The sequence below is a fragment of the Mucilaginibacter sp. NFR10 genome (assembly GCF_900100445.1).
GTDB classification, from domain to species: Bacteria; Bacteroidota; Bacteroidia; order Sphingobacteriales; family Sphingobacteriaceae; genus Mucilaginibacter; species Mucilaginibacter rubeus.
The window spans coordinates 20,655-38,862 of record NZ_FMTV01000005.1 but is presented as its reverse complement, the minus strand read 5'-3'; the positions used below and the strand labels follow the sequence as shown (position 1 = coordinate 38,862).

The window sequence follows — 18,208 nt, the reverse complement described above, 5'->3', positions numbered from 1 at the left end:
CCTGAGGGAACATGAACCTTTTATTTACTACTTCAAATTACCTGGAAACCGTGAGCATATGGATCATCATCGTCTATCTTGATGGTGTTGTAACCGTAAACTTTAGCCCAACCCTCAACGCTTGGAATAATGGCGTCGATATCATTGATCTTAACCACATCCTCAACCCTGCCTGTAAATTTACTGCCGATGATACTTTCGTGAACAAAAGACTCACCCACTTTCAACTTACCTTTGGCAAACCACTGCGCCATACGCGCTGATGTGCCAGTTCCGCAAGGCGACCTGTCGATAGCTTTATCTCCATAAAATACCGCGTTACGTGCAGTTGCATCTGCCGATAAGGTGGCCCCTGCCCAAAGGATGTGCGTACAGGTATTGATAGTAAGATCCTGCGGATGTACAAACTGGTATTTTTCGTTAATACGTTTGCGCAACACCTGGCTCCAGGCAATCAGCTGACCTGCTGTATAATGCTCGATACCTTTAAAGTTAGGCTGAGGATCAACAATGGCGTAATAGTTACCACCATACGAAACGTCGATAGTAAGTGTACCTAAGTCAGGACATTCAACCTCTAAATCAGTTGCAGCCAAGTAGGCTGCAACATTCCTTAACTTTACCGAGGTTACCTTTTTGCCCTCCTGCTTGTACTCAATGAGCACAAGACCAGCAGGTGCTTCCATCCGCACAATACCCGGAGTTTTTGGCTGAATCAACCCTTCTTCAATGGCTATCGTGATAGTACCGATAGTTCCGTGACCGCACATCGGTAAACAACCGCTTGTTTCGATAAACAAAACAGCAACGTCATTTTCCGGATCGTGAGGCGGATACAGGATACTGCCCGACATCATATCATGACCGCGTGGTTCAAACATCAGGCCGGTCCTGATCCAATCATACTCTTTTAAAAAGTGCTGACGTTTCTGGCTCATGTTATCGCCTTTAAGCGCAGGGCCACCGCCTGCAACCAGCCTTACCGGGTTGCCGCAAGTATGGGCGTCAACACAAAAGAAAGTTTTACTTGACATATGTTATTATAACGCTACTTCAGTCAATTTACCCCAGCTTCCAACAGGCAATTCGGGCCTTGCAGCAAGTGCATCATTAATAATTTTCTGAACTTTTTCGCGCTCAGCACCAATTAACGGCAAACGTGGCGCACGTACATTTTCGGTACCTATACCGGTTGCAACCTCGGCCAGTTTAATATATTGTACCAGCTTAGGGTGGATATCCAGCTCAAGTACCGGCAAAAACCAACGGTAAATAGCCAAAGCCTCGTCGTAACGTTTTGCTTTAACCAAACGGTAAATAGCCACGGTTTCTTTAGGGAAGGCATCAACCAAACCGGCAACCCAGCCATCTGCACCCATCACAAGGCTTTCCATAGCCAGCGGATCAACACCGGTAAAGATCTTGAACCTTTCACCAAAACGGTTGATCATACGGGTAACGTTTGATACATCGCGGGTTGATTCTTTTACCGCCTGGATATTATCATAAGCAGCAAGTTGTTCAAACATATCTAAAGTAACCTCAATCTTATAATCAACAGGGTTATTGTAGATCATGATCGGCAGTTCGGTACTTTTTGCAATAGTTGTTAGGTAAGCAACGGTTTCACGGGCTTCGCTGTTATAACGCATAGGTGGCAACAGCATCAAACCATCGGCGCCTTTATCAAATGCTTTCTGAGCATAAGCAACAGCCGCTTTAGTGGTTTGCTCGGCAATGTTCAGTACAACAGGTACTTTTCCTTTTACAAACTCAACAGTATGGGTAAGCAGCGCGAATTTTTCATCATCGCTTAAAACGCTTGCTTCGCCTAATGAGCCGCCTAATATAAATCCGTCAACACCGGCCTCAAGCTGGGCATTCAGGTTTATATCAAAAGCTTCAAAATCAAGTTCGTCATTATCTGTAAATTTAGTAGTTACTGCAGGGAGTACGCCTTTCCAATCAAAAGTTATCATTGTATATTATTTTTCACAAAACTAAAAATAGTATTAAATATGTTTATTTAACAATTTAGCAGACACTAACCGTATTTTAACCTATAATGCTACTTACCGGCAATGCGTCTGCTAAATAACGCCTATTGCGCATCCCACCAAACCCTGTCGGTAAGCTTAGCGTTTTGCTGCGGCTGCGGGTTTGAAGTCATTTCCGACTGAGGATACAACACCCTGCGCGGAATATCCGACAGCGCATTCTTAACCTTGGTTAATGCAGGGAATCCTGTACGCCTCCAATCGGTATAGTTCTCCATCGACAGGAAATTAGCAACAACCTTTTCCTCAATAATAAGCTTCATGGCGTTGGCGCTGGTAAGCGTTCCCCTTGAAGTTAAATAATTATCCGCAACGGCATCAGCAATACCCAGTTTTGACATATGCGATTTAACAGCCAGCATATATACCGGCTGCGCAGCAGTAGCCCCGGATATTATAAACGTAGCTTCGGCTTTTAAAAATAGCGCTTCCGAATAAGTAACAATATAGTTATTTGAGCTCGTACTTGCATAAAAAGTGCCTCCTAAAGAGTAAGACTCTAAACTGCCAATGTCGTCGGAGCCGATCACCCGTCCGGTATACAACCCGGTTTCAATTGCAGGCGCTACCATTTTTGATTTGCGCGGGTCTTTCCTGGCTTCAAAACCGTCAACAAATGTTGATGCCAATACCAGCGTTGAACCCGGCAAAAAGTTTTGCTGCCATGGGTTTTCGGCTCCGGCCCCGCCGGCGAAAGGCATTTTCATATCATCGTCATTACTTGCCATGCCATTTTGAAGGGCAGTGAGTGCCAACTGCGCCTGTGCTGCTGCCGTATGACCGGGTGCTTTAGTAAGGTGCATGTAATAACGTGCCTTTAGCGTATAAGCCGCCTTTTTCCATTTGCCCATATCACCGGTATAATAGAAATCATCGCCCGATGGCACCGTGGTGCTATTTTTGGCAATATCGGCAATGGCATTATCAAGCAGGGTTTGTATTTGCCCATAAACAGATTCCTGGCTGTCATAGGTTGGTGTAACGTTGGCGATACCCTGAAAACCTTTTGAAAAGGGAACATCGCCCCAAACATCAGTAGCCGAGCCAAGTGTATAAGCCAGCAAGATCTTTGATATGGCTGCGTAATTCGCATTACCATCGGCCTCGGCTTTTTTATTTAGCAGAACCAGGTTGTTCATTACCTGCGTGTAAAAGTTATACCAGTCACCGTCCATATCCTGATGGTACATGAGGTAGGTGCCAAAATTTGGTGGCACCTGGTTTAAGGCTATGACCTGCAGGTATTGCTGTAATACTATCGGAAGGTTACCGCCGGCGGTGATATTTTGTGATATGGCAGCTTCAACCGGGGCCAGGATCAGTGATTCTTTAACATCTATAGGTCTGTTGGGATCGTGATTTACATCAATGTATTTTTTACAGCCCGTAAAGCTTACCAACGCGCATGTTATTAACGTGATATATTTATTTTTCATGACAATTTCTTATTAGTGATTTAAATTATAGGGTAACTTTCAAGCTAAAATCAACTGATTTTGAGGTTGGGGTTGAGAATGAATAGATCCCCTGTGAACCATTTGATGAACCAAATGAGCTAACTTCCGGGTCGCCGCCGGTAAAGTGCGGTGCATGGATCCATAGGTTGCGGCCCGTTACACTAAATGTTGCCGATTTGAAAGGACTTTTGCTTAGCCATGATGGTTTTAACGTGTAACCCAAACTCACATTACGCAGTTTAACATAGCTGCCATCCTGGATAACAGACTCCAGCACACCGTTTGCGCGCTGATAATACGCCTGACCGTTAACTGCTACGGTGTTTGGTTGTCCGGTAGTTGCATTTACACCGTCAACTACTCTTAAACCACGGTTTTCAGTAATTTTTGGCGTGCCATAGAAATAGCCATAACCATCAACATTATTTTGGATATCGCCACCACGTTTGATATCAAAGAAGAAACTGAAGTTGAATTGTTTATACCTAAAGTTGTTATTGATACCACCAAGCCAGTTAGGGTTAATATTGCCTACTATGCCCTGGTTATCATCTGCATATGGCAAACCCGAATCGTCAATCAATAACTTACCCGCGGCGTTACGGGCGTAACGGGTGCCATAAATAACACCATAGGGCTGCCCAACTATCACATTAGTGAAGCCATTGCTAATCAATGACAGGTCTTTATAAATAGATAACACCTTATTCCTGTTACGAGTAAAATTTAAAGTAAGGTCCCAGTTAAAATCGCGGCTTTTTATTGGGTTTACATTTAACAATACTTCAATACCCCTGTTACGCATTACTGCAGAGTTTACACTTGTTGCAGAATACCCTGTTGAGGGCGGAAGCGCCACAGTAGGTATGATACCACCATTTGTTTTTTTATTGTAGAATGAAGCCTCAAGACTGATCCTGTTATTAAAGAAACCCGCCTCAAACCCTGCTTCAAACTCGTTGATACGCTCGTTTTTAAGATTAGGATTGCCCAGTACATCGTTGATTAAAAAACCAGCCTGCTGGTTATAAGGGAAAGAGAGGTTCCGGATAGTTGCTTTGTTATAAGGCGTTAACAAACCATACGCGCCAATGTTGCCGTCATTACCCACAGTACCATATGAAACCCTTACCTTACCCAGGTTCATGACCTTTGAAAATTCGGGGCTAAAAAACTCCGAGAATATGAAGCTACCGGCGGCAGAACCATATGGATAAAAGCTGTGGTCTATCGAAAGTACAGAGTTACCATCGTACCGTCCGGTTAATGACAATAGCAGGAAGCGTTTATATTCGATATTTGATTGCAGATAGAAACCCACTTTGCGCTGCAATGATGAGCCTTCACTATAATTAACTGTTGATGCGGAAGCCATATTATACAAACCGGGTACAGTTAAGCCAACACCATTTGCGTATGTACTTTCACCATAGGTAGAGATCAGGTTATTACCCAGCACAACATCTACATTGAAATTGCCAAACTGCTTGTTAGCACTGATTAATAAATCATTATTGTACTGGCGGTAAGTAAGGTTCTGATCAACCAACCTGCCGTTGGGGTTCGACACCGACTGGGTTGATTCATGGTACCTGTCCATTTCACTATAAACATCGGCGCCAAACCTTTCAGTAATAGTTAACCATGAAAACGGTTTATAATCGGCAGTAAAAGTTGGTAAAAACCTGTTAACACCAGAGTGATTTTTGATGTTATCCAATACCCAATAAGGGTTGTTTCTGGAGAAACGATACAACCGCTGTGTACCATCCGGATTTAAATAAGGCTGCAGGTTGTATGAAACCGGCGCTGTAAAAATTGTCCAAACCGGGCTTTCCAGCGCATAACCTTCCGGCAACCTGTCATTTTGTGAATTGGAGTAATTTAGCTGAAATGTAGTAGTCAGGTTTTTAAGCACTTGTGCACTGTATTTAGCGAAGAATGTATTACGCAAAAATTTAGTTGTTGGCACGGTACCTTGCTGGTTAAAATTAGAGTACGAAACCAGGTAAGTAGAATTGTTACCGCCACCGCCGATGTTAACAGTATTATTATACGTGTGGCCGGTTTTAAAAAACAGATCAGACTGGTTATAAACTTTCGCGGGTTGCCCATTTATTTTCAGGGTGTCCATGCGCGCACCCCATGATGTACTTGTTTTTTGATTTACACCATCATAATAAATACCGTTTGTACCTTGCGAATACTTATTTTGAATTTGAGGCAACAACGGGTTTTCAAAAGAAAAGTCGGACGAAAAAGTGATAAGCGGCTTTTGATTCAAAGCGCCGTTTTTAGTGGTAATAATAACAACACCATTCGCACCCTTTGAGCCATAAAGGGCCGTTGCTGCAGCACCTTTCAACACGTTCATACTGGCAATAATAGAGGGATCAATATCAGCCAGTCTATTTGTGCCCGGACCGGAGTTAAGGTTACCTGTTTCAGCATTATCAACAGGAACCCCGTCAATAACCATTAGGGGTCCATTTTCGCCATAAAATGAAGTTGCGCCTCTGATCACGATCCTTGCGGAGCTACCCGGCGTACCCGATGAGCTTGTAACCTGCACGCCTGATACCTTACCGGCAAGAGCATTTACCAGGTTGGGCTCTTTTGATTGCACAATCGATTCGGCTTTTACCTCCTGGGAGCTGTAAGTTAAGATCCTTTTGTCGCGTTTTATCCCCAGAGCGGTAACAACAACTTCGTTCAGCTGTTTATTATCCTCAGCTAAAGCTACATTAACCTGAGCTTGTCCTGTTAACTTAATTTCCTGGGTTGCAAAACCAATAGCGGTTACCATAAGTGTACCCTGTCCGGTATAGTTAAGGCTAAACATACCACTACCGTTGGTAACAGAGCCGGCGCTTGTATTTTTTATTTTAACGGAAGCGCCAACTATGGGCTCGCCCTTCTCGTCGGTTACCTTTCCTTTTAATGTTACTGTTTGCGCGTAGGTGCTGTAACAAAACACAAACACACTTAGTAAAGGCAAAATGAACCTCTTTAGTAATTGTTTAAACTTCATAAATTAAATTTTGGGGTTAAAAACTATATATTACATGCTGTATTTCAGACACGTAAAACTATCTGCGAGCCGCCCCTTGTTTTTTTATGAAATTTGCCAATACTGCCCGTATCTTAACATTACTGTTACAATAGCATTAATTTGATATTATATTTATATAAAAACCAGTTAAAACGTTAATATATTGATAGTTAATTCGCAATATCGTTAATAAACTCACTGTAAATAACCTGCACGTTAAAAAAACGGATAAAATCCTGCTATCAACTGCAAAATATTATTCAAAATAATTGTGCAAAGCACACTAATTTAGTTGAAAGTTATTCTTACCGTTACACAAACATATCATGCTAATAAAAAAGTGGTTTAAATTGAACTTATGCCTCGTAGCTTGCTTAGCAGGGGCACAAACTATCCAGGCACAATCCTACGTACCCGAATTGAACGATACCCGGGTAAAGATAAAACCGGTAGTTCCGGTTAAAGCCTATTCTTTTAATTTAAAGGACGTTCAATTATTGGAAAGCCCTTTTAAAACGGCAATGGATGCTGATGTTAAATATCTGCTATCTATAGAGCCTGACAGATTACTTTCGGCTTTCCGTTCACACTCGGGCCTTAAACCTAAAGGTAAGATGTATGAAGGCTGGGAGTCATCAGGTTTGGCAGGGCATACATTAGGACATTACCTGTCGGCCATTTCCATGCACTACGCATCAACCCGCGACCCTGAATTTTTAAAGCGCGTAAATTATATAGTCAAAGAACTTGCCGAATGCCAGGTAGCCCGTAAAACAGGTTACGTGGGCGCAATCCCCAAAGAAGACACCATCTGGGCCGAGGTTGCCAAAGGCGAGATCCGCTCCCGTGGCTTCGATTTAAACGGTGGCTGGTCGCCATGGTATACTGTGCATAAAATTATGGCCGGTTTACTTGATGCCTATTTATATTGCAATAATGCCGAAGCCTTAAAAGTATGCAAAGGTATGGCCAACTGGACAGGGGAAACCATCAAAACCCTTGATGACGAAAAGCTTCAAAAGATGTTATTGTGCGAATACGGAGGTATGGCCGAAACGCTTGCTAACCTGTATGCTGTTACTGGTGATAAAAAATACCTCGAACTGTCATATAAGTTTTATGATAAAAAGATTCTCGATCCGCTATCACAAAAACAGGATATACTGCCCGGCAAACATTCCAACACCCAGATCCCTAAGATAATAGCCAGTGCACGCAGATATGAGCTTACCGGCGATAAAAAAGATAAGGCCATAGCCGATTTTTTTTGGGAAACCATTGTTAACCACCATTCCTATGCAACAGGAGGTAACAGCAATTATGAATACCTAAGCGACGCAGACAAGCTTAATGATAAACTAACAGAAAACACTACTGAAACCTGCAATACCTACAACATGCTGAAATTAACCCGGCATTTGTTTGCGGTTGAGCCTTCGGCCATGCTGATGGATTATTATGAAAAGGCGTTATATAACCACATCCTCGCTTCACAAAATCATTCAGATGGAATGATGTGTTACTTTGTACCGCTTAGAATGGGCGGCACTAAACATTACAGCACTCCTTTTGATGATTTTACCTGCTGCGTTGGTTCGGGCATGGAAAACCATGTTAAATACAACGAAAGCATTTATTTTAAAGGTGCCGATGGCAGCTTATATGTAAACCTGTTTATCCCCTCAGTACTTAACTGGGCATCAAAAGATTTATCGGTGAAGCAGCAAAGCAGTTTCCCTAATGACGATCACATCACATTTACGGTGAACACCAAAAAGCCGCTTACCATGGCTATCCGCATCCGTAAACCAAAATGGACTGGCGCTGCTACCATCAGCATTAACGGGAAAACTCAAAATGCTGCCACTGATGACCAGGGATATATTGTGCTAAACCGCAAATGGAGCAACAACGATAAAATTGAATTTACAACACCCGAAAAGCTTTATACCGAAGCCATGCCCGACAATGCCAACAGGCGCGCGGTATTTTACGGCCCGGTATTATTAGCTGGTGTTTTAGGCAATACAGAGCCCGATCCGTTGAAAGGTGTTCCGGTTTTTGTAACCAGCGAAACTGACCCTAACCAATGGCTGCAAATGGTTGACAAGAAACAATTGAGCTTCCGTACGGTGAATATTTCAAAACCTGAAGAAGTTACACTAATCCCTTTTAATCAAACCCAAAATCAATACTATTCTGTTTACTGGGACGTATTTACACCACAGGCCTGGATTGTGCAGCAAAAAGCGTATGACGAGCAAAGGAAAAAACAACAGGAGTTAGAAGCCCGCACCATGGACATTTTACGTGTAGGCGAAATGCAGCCCGAGCGCGATCATAACTTCAGCAGTGAAAACGCCACTACAGGCGAAGATCACCAAAAGAAATGGCGGTCGACAGAGAACGGAGGCTTTCTGCAATACGAAATGAAGGTTGATGCCAATGCACAAAACACGCTAATTAACAGCTATTGGGGCATGGATAACCGCGGCAGAAAATTTGACATCCTGATTGATGGCGTTAAGCTGGCTTCTGAAGATTTGAACCAGTACAAAGAAAGCCGCTTTTATGATATCAGCTACACCTTACCTATTGAACTGACAAAAGGCAAACAAAAAGTAACCGTAAAACTGCTGCCGCAAAAAGAAAACAGTGCAGGCCCGGTTTACGGCAGCCGGATGGTTAAAAACTAATTTTAAAGTAAAAGAACTTGAATATCATGATCAATAAACAAAAAGTTGCCAGTGCGCTTGCCTTTTCACTGGCTGCACTTACAAGTCCGGTATTGGCACAGCAAAAAGATTACCCTATTCAACCGGTTGCCTTTACCAGCGTACACGTGAACGACAACTTTTGGCAGCCCAAAATGGAAGTAAATGCCACCGTTACCATTCCGTATGTACTGGCGCAATGTAAGGCAAACGGGCGCATGGATAACTTTTTACGTGCGGCAAAAAAACTGGATGGTGATAAGTTAAGTGAATTTCCATTTGATGATACAGACGTATATAAGGCCATTGAAGGTGCATCCTATTCTATGCAGAATAAAAGGAACCCGCAACTTGATAAATCCATTGATAGCCTCATCTCCATTATCGGCGCGGCCCAGGAGCCGGATGGGTACCTGTATACTTTCAGGACAGTTAACGCTAAAAAGCCTCATGAGTGGATAGGTTCCAAACGCTGGGAAAAGGAAGAGGACCTTAGCCACGAACTATATAACGCGGGCCACCTTTACGAAGCCGCTGTAGCACATTACCAGGCAACCGGTAAACGCACACTGCTCAACATTGCCATAAAAAATGCTGACCTACTGGTTAAAACCTTCGGGCCGGGCAAAATTGAGGAGTATCCGGGGCATCAGATAGTGGAGATCGGTCTTTCAAAAATGTACCGGGTTACCGGCAACAAACAATACCTTGACCTGGCTAAATTCTTTTTAGATGTACGCGGACCAAAAGGAGATGCTTACAACCAGGCCGATAAAAAGGTAGTTGACCAGCATGAAGCCGAAGGGCACGCGGTACGGGCTGCTTACATGTACACCGGCATGGCCGATATTGCTGCATTGACAGGTAATACCAAATATTTGGCAGCCATAGATGATATCTGGAGCGATGTGGTAACCAAGAAATTATACATCACCGGCGGCATCGGTGCAACCGGGGCAGGTGAAGCTTTTGGCGAAGCATATCAATTGCCTAATATGTCGGCCTATGCAGAAACCTGTGCGGCCATTGGCAACGTTTACTGGAACAACAGGATGTTTTTGCTGCATGGCGATTCAAAATACATTGACGTACTGGAAAGAACCCTTTATAACGGTCTGTTGTCAGGCGTATCGCTAAGCGGTAACAGGTTCTTTTACCCCAACCCGCTGGCTTCTATGTTCCAGCATCAGCGCAGCGCATGGATCAGTTGTGCCTGCTGTATCAGCAACATGACCCGCTTTTTACCTTCATTACCGGGTTATGTGTATGCCAAAAACAAAAACGACCTGTACGTTAACCTGTTTATGAGCAACTCAAGTAACATCAAACTTGCTGAGGGTAATGTAAACATTGTACAGCAAACGGATTACCCATGGAAAGGTAGGGTTGACATTACCGTTAACCCCGATAAAGCCGGTGAATTTACATTAAGGGTGCGTATCCCGGGCTGGGCGAAGCAACAACCAGTACCGGGCGACCTGTATACCTTCATGGAAAAAAAGTCATTCCCGCTTACCCTGATGATCAACGGGCAGGCAAAATCATTTGAAACAGAAAAAGGCTACGCCATATTAAAACGCACCTGGAAAAAAGGCGATAAGGTTTCACTTTTATTACCGATGGAAACCGAAAAGGTATTGGCCAATCAACAGGTTAAAGACGACCGTGGCAGATTTGCTTTTGAGCGCGGCCCAATTGTTTATTGTCTTGAAGGCCCTGATAACAAGGACAGCCTGGTACAAAACATATTGATTGATAAAAATGCCATTGCCGATGCCAACTATCATGCCGACCTGCTCAATGGCGTCGATGTAATCAGTGCCGAAGGAAAAAGCGCCAAACGCCAACTAAAAACCGACAGCATTTTACAAACCGACCAAATGGTGAAGGCTATCCCCTACTATGCCTGGGCCAATCGCGGTCCGAGCGAAATGACCGTTTGGATCCCTTATGAAACTTCGGCAGTGCGCCCTAAACCAGCACCTACCATTGCCAGCACCAGTAAAGTAAGCGCCTCGTTAAAAAATGTACGGATGTTTGCTGCCATAAAAGACCAGTATGAACCTGCCGATTCCAAAGATACCAACTACCCATACCTGCACTGGTGGCCCGCTAAAAACACCAATGAGTTTGTACAGTATGATTTTGACACTGAACACACCGTTAGCGAATCGAAAGTTTACTGGTACGATGACGGCCCATGGGGTGGCTGCCGCATCCCGGTATCGTACAAAATCCTGTATAAAAAAGACGGGCAGTGGGTTCCTGTAAAAAACACCACACCCTACGCCATAAGTAAAGACAACTTTAACGTAGTTACTTTTGAGCCGGTTGCTACCACAGCCTTGCGGATGGAAATTCAGTTACCGGTTGATAATTCTACCGGGATCCACGAATGGGCGGTTAAATAACCTCCTGTTATCCATAATAACAGTAAAGCCTTTCCGTTTATGCGAAAGGCTTTACTATTTTAATTACACCGCAACGGAATACTTTAAGTATGAAAAAGCCCATTTTACCTATAAACTTATATTCCCTACATTTGCGGCCTTAAAAAATAAAAAAATGATAAATTTCGAAAAAGTGAAAGAAGTAATCGCAGCGGCTGAAGCTGATGCGGCAAGCTTTTATGAAAAAGGCAACAAAGCTGCCGGTACAAGGTTGCGTAATGCTATGCAACAGTTAAAAGTATTAGCTACGGATATCCGTAAAGAAGTTACTGAAAAGAAAAACGCAGCAGCTTAATCACTGTTAAAAATGTTTTTAGATAAAGCGGGCCTGGTTTTCCATGTACCCGCTTTATTTTTTTTTGATCCCACTGCCATTTCAATCACTCGCTTGGGTTTTTCCACGCCGGCGAACTGCCTAAAGCACAACAAGGCATAGCAAGTACAACCTACTGCCCGACACACAGGTTTAAAATGTAACGAACCAGAAAGTATTTGTAACAAACTCAAAAGTATTTTCACTCCCGCTGATCTTTCTTTGTAAACCTTCTGAAAAAACATTCATAATCAAAACAACCCGATATGAAACGGAATACATTTGTACGCGCTTTGATGGGCGCTGCCACATTTTTAGCCATTCCATTTGATGGAGTTGCCAATAACCTATTCAAAACCAGGGAAAAGAAAGGCTGTAAAACCGATGCAGGAGCTGATCGCGCTCAAAATCCAATGCACTTATTTGATGGCGATACTTTCTATACCAAAGTTTCAACCAGGGATACTGATGGTGATATGTATGTTTATGAATCAACCCGGGTTAAAAAAGGCGGGCCTAACCTGCATGTACATTATGAGCAGGACGAATGGTGGTATATTTTGGAAGGCGAATTTCAAATTAAAGTAGGCGACCAGCTATTCCATGCCAAACCGGGCGACAGCGTATTTGGCCCAAGGGGCGTTTCGCACACTTTTACTAAAATAGGCGATGGCGCACCGGCTAAAATGCTGATTACCTTTCAGCCGGCCGGTAAAATGGAAGCTTGTTTCCAGGCATTGAGCGATGGTTTGATGAAAGGTAAATCCGAAGCAGAGCTTGATGCATTCAGAAAGCAACATGGCTTTGAACGGGTAGGCCCCCCGCTTGATTACTATAAAAAGTTTTAGCCGGCCCAACCATCATTTTTACCAAATAATTTATTTCTGATGTTAATTTACATACCTTTTTACTTATCATGAAGTGGCTTGCTTTTAAACAAAAACTGAGCCTGGTTTACTTACGCCTTATACCTTTAGCAGTTGTAGCTATAGGATTTGGGATAGGCCATGTGAGTTATAAAATTTATTTGCCAATCTGGGTTGTTAACGCCTGTTTAATGGTAGCAGCAACGTGGCATTTAGGTGGTTATCAACTCCGAAACAATAACCAGGAGATAAAGAAGCAGGTAATCACAGCTTTATTACTATTTGCACCCTGGCTATTATTTTCCATTTTTGCGGGGATGGGGCCCCCTCCTGCAACCTTGCAAGGCTGGGTTAATTCAGCTGCCGAGCAGCAGATCCGGTATACTATACTCATAGCAGGCGGTATTTTATTCGCGCTGGGTTCGGCATTGTTGAAAGTAAAATTACAGGCGGCAGGCGAAAATCTATATTCGGTAATGGCTTCAGCAGCGATTAATCTTTCATTGCCACTCTTTATCATCAACATGGCTTTTTGGGGATATTACCTAACCGATGCATTCCGGGTGTTTATACGATTAGGTGTTTCCAAACGTCCGGACTTGCATGGGCCAATAAAAAGTTTATTTTATGTGATCAGTATAGCCGAAGTATTACTGATGTACCTTGGCACCGTATTTTTTGCCGTTTCACTTAAAGTCACCGGGCTTTTTAATCCGGTTGCCTGCCGGTATTATATCATCTTCGGTTTAATCGGCATGGTGCTGGTTTTATTACCATCCTACTGGCCCGAGCCATTCGGCACCGCCGGTTTTCTTGTTGCTATACCGGCCATTCCTTTTATAATGCCATACCTCATTGGTATACACCTGTTAAAGCATGCTAAAGCTGATTAGTTAAATTGTAATATAAAAAAAGGGAGCTGCTACTTTTTCTCTAAAGTAACAGCCCCCTCTTTTTAATTGACTACCCCGACCCTATTTCCCTAAAACATCCAGAATAGGGTGATCAATAGCATTCAATGTATTTTCTGATGGTTTTATCAGTTCAAGTACGGTAATTTCATTGTTACCTTTTTTGAGCCATTCAACCGGCACATACAGGGTTTGCTGAGGACCGCAATTCCAATAGCGGCCTAAGTTGTGTCCGTTGAGCCAAACAATACCCTTACCCCATGTACTCATATCAAGATAGGTATCGGCCAATTTATCAACCTTGAAAACTGCTTTTTTCAATTGCGGTGTGTTGTTAGCTGCAACCTTTTTAATTGCCGGACTTGTTTTCACTTTATTGATATCATCAAAAGGCAGTGAATACATTTTCCAGTTTTTCAGCTCAGTACCGGCAAAAAGTACCTTTTCGGTAATACCCTTTTTGTTTTTAAGCAGATAAGGCCCAAAATTGATGCGGCCAAGGTTTTCAACCAAAATATCCAGTGTCACCTTCCCTTTTGGTAAGCTGATCATCAAGCTGTCCTGGTATTTGCGCCTGTCAAGTATTCCTACACGTTTACCGTTTACGAAGACCACGCCATAATCACGCAGGTCTTTCAATTTAAGCAGACCAGATTTGCCGCCGTTAATGGTTGTACGATACAACACAAAACCGTAAGCCTGGTTCAGGTCTTCAAAGGTAAGCGGAGTATTGTTGGCCTTTGCGAGCGGCAACACATTAAACAAACTGGTTGATTTGGTAAATTTAATTGCAGGCAAACCCATAGCAGGTTTAGCAGCCGGAACTTCGGGCAGGGTTACGCCTGCTGGAAGGTGTTTACTAATCACCTCTCTAAACTTCATGAACTTATCGGTAGCGTTACCTGCCTCGTCAAGAGGGGCATCATAATCATAACTACTGATTTGCGGTTCATAGGGATTTTGATCATTATAGTTTGCACCATTCATGAAACCGCGTGTTGTGCCGCCATGAAACATATACATGTTAATGGAAATACCTGCTGCCAATACCGAATCAAGCTTTGGTATAAATTTAGCCGCCGGTACTGTATGATGCGCGGTTCCCCACCAGTCGAACCAGGCTGGGTACCATTCGGCAATAAAATAAGGGCCTTTGCCATTATAATTTTCGCCGATCAATTTTTTAACTTTTGTTACATCATCAACACCGTTTATAGCAGGCAGCAAGCCCGATAAATGACCATCCTTTATAGCTGGTTCAGGGTCGCAGGTGTAAAGCTGGCCATCAAAACCGGCGTCTATAAACATTTTGCGGTTAAGGGCCAGATAATCTTTATCGCTGCCGTACGACCCGTATTCATTCTCTATCTGTACCATTAAAATATTACCGCCGTGGTTCACCAGCAGGGGTGACAGCTGCTTACCTACCTGGGTAAGATATTTTTTATAAGCTTCCAGGTATTTAGGCTCCTTGCTGCGCACCACTAAGCCCTGCTCTTTTTCAAGCCAGTAAGGATAGCCACCAAACTCCCATTCGGCGCAAACGTACGGGCTTGGGCGCAGTATCACCCAAAGGCCTTCCTCCTTTGCTATTTTAACAAACTCAGCTATATCATGATTGCCTGTAAAATCATAATGCCCTTTTTGTGGCTCGTGGACATTCCAGAAAACATAGGTGCCAATAGTATTTAAACCCATTGCTTTGGCCATTTTCATACGCTGGCGCCAGGCCTCGCGCGGAACGCGGGTATAGTGCATTTCGCCTGAAATGATCTGCAGCGGTTTACCATCAAGCAGAAATGTGGTATCGCCAAGAGCAAAAGTATGCTTGGCATTTTGCGCCTGCAGCTTTGCGGATGCAAACAGGATAACAAAGAGGAACAGTAGTTTTATAAGTTTCATAAATGGAAAAAATGCAGGGTTTTAGTTTTTATTTGTATAAGGGGTTGACTATTTTACTGTTAATGTTATAGTTGATGATTTAAGATTACCGGCACTAAACTGAACCTGTACCACGCCAGGTTTACCTGTAGTTTGTACATAGGCCAATAAGCGCCCATGCAATGCTTTACGTTTGTTTGATTGGTAGCTTTCATGACTGCTGTTGCTGCCGCTTTCAAGGCCTAATAGTTTAGCCGCGCCGTTAATTGTTACTGTTATCTCATCGGTAGCAGTAAATACAGGGTTCCCGTTTTTATCGGTGATGTAAACCTCAATCTGGCTCAAGCCTTTTGTGTTATGGTTAAACAGGGTATTATCAGCTACCATTTTAAGTTGATAAGCATCGCCGGCTGTTTTGATATTGTTAGTGCATACTTCAATACCGTTGTTGTAACCTTTAACAACCAGCTCGCCCGGCTCATAGTCAACCTGCCATGATGGAACCTGCCCTCTTGCGGCGCCGCTTATTTGTCTACCAAGAGATTTGCCGTTCAGGAACAATTCTGTTTCCTGGCAATTGGTAAAGCAATCAACTTTTACTTTACTACCGGATTGCCAATTCCAAACAGCCTCGGCAGTACGGTGGCTCCAGATCCCTCTGTCATCAGTTCCGGTAATAAGGCGTACACCTATATAAGCCATGGGCTTGTCCGACCAAAGACTTTGCCTGAAGAAATATTCAGGCTTTTTAAAGCCGGCCAGGTCAATAAGCCCTGCTCCGTTACTACGCTGCGGCCATTTACCGGCCTCACCCAGGTAATCTATACCAGTCCACAGGTATTGGGCCGAAATATATTCGTTACTGTCTACAGCGTTCCAGGCTTGTTTTTGCATGCCGTTTTCACTGCCGTAAATGATACGGTTGGGGTATTTTTTATGATCTTCGGGGTACCTATATTCCTGGTAATTATAGCCCACAACATCTAATACATCAGGGTAGCCAACTTCGTTCGACATCACCACACCGGCCAGCGCGGCCGTTACCGGGCGGGTTTGATCAACGGCTTTTACAGCTTTAACTAATTGTTTGGCTATCGGTGTTAGCCCGCTTGCCGCTGGATGATCAGGCAGGTAGCCCTTACCATAGATCTGCGGGTTGCGGCCTGTGTTTAACACCTCATGGGTATATGGGTCGTTGGGGTAATCTATTTCGTTACCAATGCTCCACATAATGATAGATGGATGGTTGCGCGCACGCAGTACCATATCAGCTACATCCCGGTCTGCCCATTCCTTAAAATATTCGTGATATCCGTTTTTGGATGGCGTACCAACATTCCAGCCTGCTACCCATTTGTTTTTTCCTACCTCCCATTCATCAAAAGCTTCGTCCATTACTAAAAAGCCCATCTTATCGCACAAATCGTATAAATAATCTGCATGAGGGTTATGGCTTAACCTGAGTGAGTTTACTCCCGCATCCTTTAATAATTTCAACCTGCGTACCCAAACCTCCTGTGGAACAGCTACACCCAGGGCACCGGCATCATCATGGATACATACGCCTTTGAGCTTGGTGCTTTTATCATTCAAAAAGAACCCCTTATCCTTGTCAAAATGAATACTTCTGAACCCTACCAATTGCGTTACTTCGTCAAATGCTTTACCATTACGGTTAAGCGATATCTGTAGTTTATAAAGGTTTGATTTTTCGGTATCCCATAATTGTGGGGATGTTATTTGTTGTTCAAACTCAACCCCGTGTACTCCCGGTTTTGCTTTTATTTGTTTTTGGAGGGCAATAGCCGCTTTTCCTTTCCCATCAAGCAGGTTTACTTTCACCAATACAGAAGCATCAACTTTGTCGCTGTTGGTAACACTCACCTTAATTTTTGCTGTAGCTTTAGCTGCCGAAACATCGGGCGTGGAAAAGGCCACATCCCAGGGGGCTATGTGTACCTGGTCTTTAACGATGAGGTATACATTACGATAGATACCAGAACCGGTATACCACCTCGAATCAGCAAATTCGCTATGATCTGCCCTTACAGCTATCGTATTTTTTCCAGTTAAATTTAGATACTTGGTCAGCTCATACTGAAACGAAATAAAACCATTTGGACGTTTACCTAAATAATGCCCGTTGACCCATACCTCGCTATTTTTATATACGCCATCAAAGTAAATATAAACCTGCTTCCCCTTCCATGCATTATTACCGGCGAAGCTCTTTTTGTACCAGCCAATCCCCCCGGGCAAATAACCGGTAGCACTTGCCCATTCGTCGCTAAAAGGACCTTCAATACTCCAGTCATGCGGCAGATCGACAGTTCTCCATTGCGTTTCGGTAGCGATCCCGCTGATCCCCGTACTGATGTCGCCCTTGTGGAAAGACCATCCCGTATTAAATAAAACCGGTTTGCCAACGCCCTGGGCCTTAAGTAAGCCAGGCAGCATTAACATGCCAAGTACAAAAAGAAGCAGATGTTTTTTATTTTTCATTTGTT

General features: G+C 43.4%; 11 protein-coding genes. 5 read left to right on the top strand and 6 right to left on the bottom strand.

All coding sequences use genetic code 11. The features are described 5' to 3' along the window. Window positions 1-32 precede the first annotated feature (32 nt). The 4 genes from BLP33_RS17310 to BLP33_RS17295 all read right to left on the bottom strand — a co-directional run bounded on the left by BLP33_RS17310 (window position 33) and on the right by BLP33_RS17295 (window position 6,545). On the bottom strand, window positions 33-1,034 hold the full coding sequence (locus BLP33_RS17310; protein WP_090531400.1) for a 4-hydroxyproline epimerase: 1,002 nt from the start codon (window positions 1,032-1,034) through the stop codon (window positions 33-35). A gap of 6 nt (window positions 1,035-1,040) precedes the next feature. Then, window positions 1,041-1,979 carry a dihydrodipicolinate synthase family protein gene (locus BLP33_RS17305; RefSeq protein WP_090531398.1) on the bottom strand — a complete coding sequence of 313 codons (939 nt, stop codon included), beginning with the start codon at window positions 1,977-1,979 and terminating at the stop codon, window positions 1,041-1,043. A 122-nt stretch (window positions 1,980-2,101) separates the two neighbouring features. Then, complete coding sequence (locus tag BLP33_RS17300; protein WP_090531397.1) at window positions 2,102-3,493, bottom strand: SusD/RagB family nutrient-binding outer membrane lipoprotein; 1,392 nt, start codon at window positions 3,491-3,493, stop codon at window positions 2,102-2,104. A gap of 25 nt (window positions 3,494-3,518) precedes the next feature. Beyond that, window positions 3,519-6,545: a SusC/RagA family TonB-linked outer membrane protein gene (locus BLP33_RS17295; protein ID WP_090531395.1), complete on the bottom strand. Its 3,027-nt coding sequence runs from the start codon at window positions 6,543-6,545 to the stop codon at window positions 3,519-3,521. A 347-nt stretch (window positions 6,546-6,892) separates the two neighbouring features. Between BLP33_RS17295 and BLP33_RS17290 the strand changes: the two genes are divergently transcribed. From BLP33_RS17290 to BLP33_RS17265, 5 genes are all read left to right on the top strand, one after another. After that, the gene (locus BLP33_RS17290; RefSeq protein ID WP_175490046.1) at window positions 6,893-9,262 is read left to right on the top strand and encodes a glycoside hydrolase family 127 protein; all 2,370 of its coding nucleotides are present in this window, start codon (window positions 6,893-6,895) and stop codon (window positions 9,260-9,262) included. Window positions 9,263-9,288: 26 nt separating this feature from the next. Further along, entirely contained in the window at window positions 9,289-11,691 is a 2,403-nt protein-coding gene (locus BLP33_RS17285) for a glycoside hydrolase family 127 protein (protein ID WP_175490045.1), read from the top strand. Window positions 11,692-11,845: 154 nt separating this feature from the next. After that, complete coding sequence (locus tag BLP33_RS17280; protein WP_090532015.1) at window positions 11,846-12,025, top strand: histone H1; 180 nt, start codon at window positions 11,846-11,848, stop codon at window positions 12,023-12,025. A gap of 284 nt (window positions 12,026-12,309) precedes the next feature. Further along, window positions 12,310-12,891, top strand: coding sequence for a cupin domain-containing protein (locus BLP33_RS17270; protein WP_090531391.1), 582 nt, complete (start codon window positions 12,310-12,312; stop codon window positions 12,889-12,891). Window positions 12,892-12,959: 68 nt separating this feature from the next. Further along, window positions 12,960-13,802 carry a hypothetical protein gene (locus tag BLP33_RS17265; protein ID WP_090531389.1) on the top strand — a complete coding sequence of 281 codons (843 nt, stop codon included), beginning with the start codon at window positions 12,960-12,962 and terminating at the stop codon, window positions 13,800-13,802. Between the two features lie 81 nt (window positions 13,803-13,883). Here BLP33_RS17265 and BLP33_RS17260 read toward each other — a convergent pair whose 3' ends face one another. Next, the gene (locus tag BLP33_RS17260) at window positions 13,884-15,722 is read right to left on the bottom strand and encodes a glycoside hydrolase family 35 protein (protein ID WP_090531387.1); all 1,839 of its coding nucleotides are present in this window, start codon (window positions 15,720-15,722) and stop codon (window positions 13,884-13,886) included. A 48-nt stretch (window positions 15,723-15,770) separates the two neighbouring features. Then, window positions 15,771-18,203, bottom strand: a complete 2,433-nt coding sequence (locus BLP33_RS17255) for a glycoside hydrolase family 2 TIM barrel-domain containing protein (RefSeq protein ID WP_090531385.1) — start codon at window positions 18,201-18,203, stop codon at window positions 15,771-15,773. Window positions 18,204-18,208 lie beyond the last annotated feature (5 nt).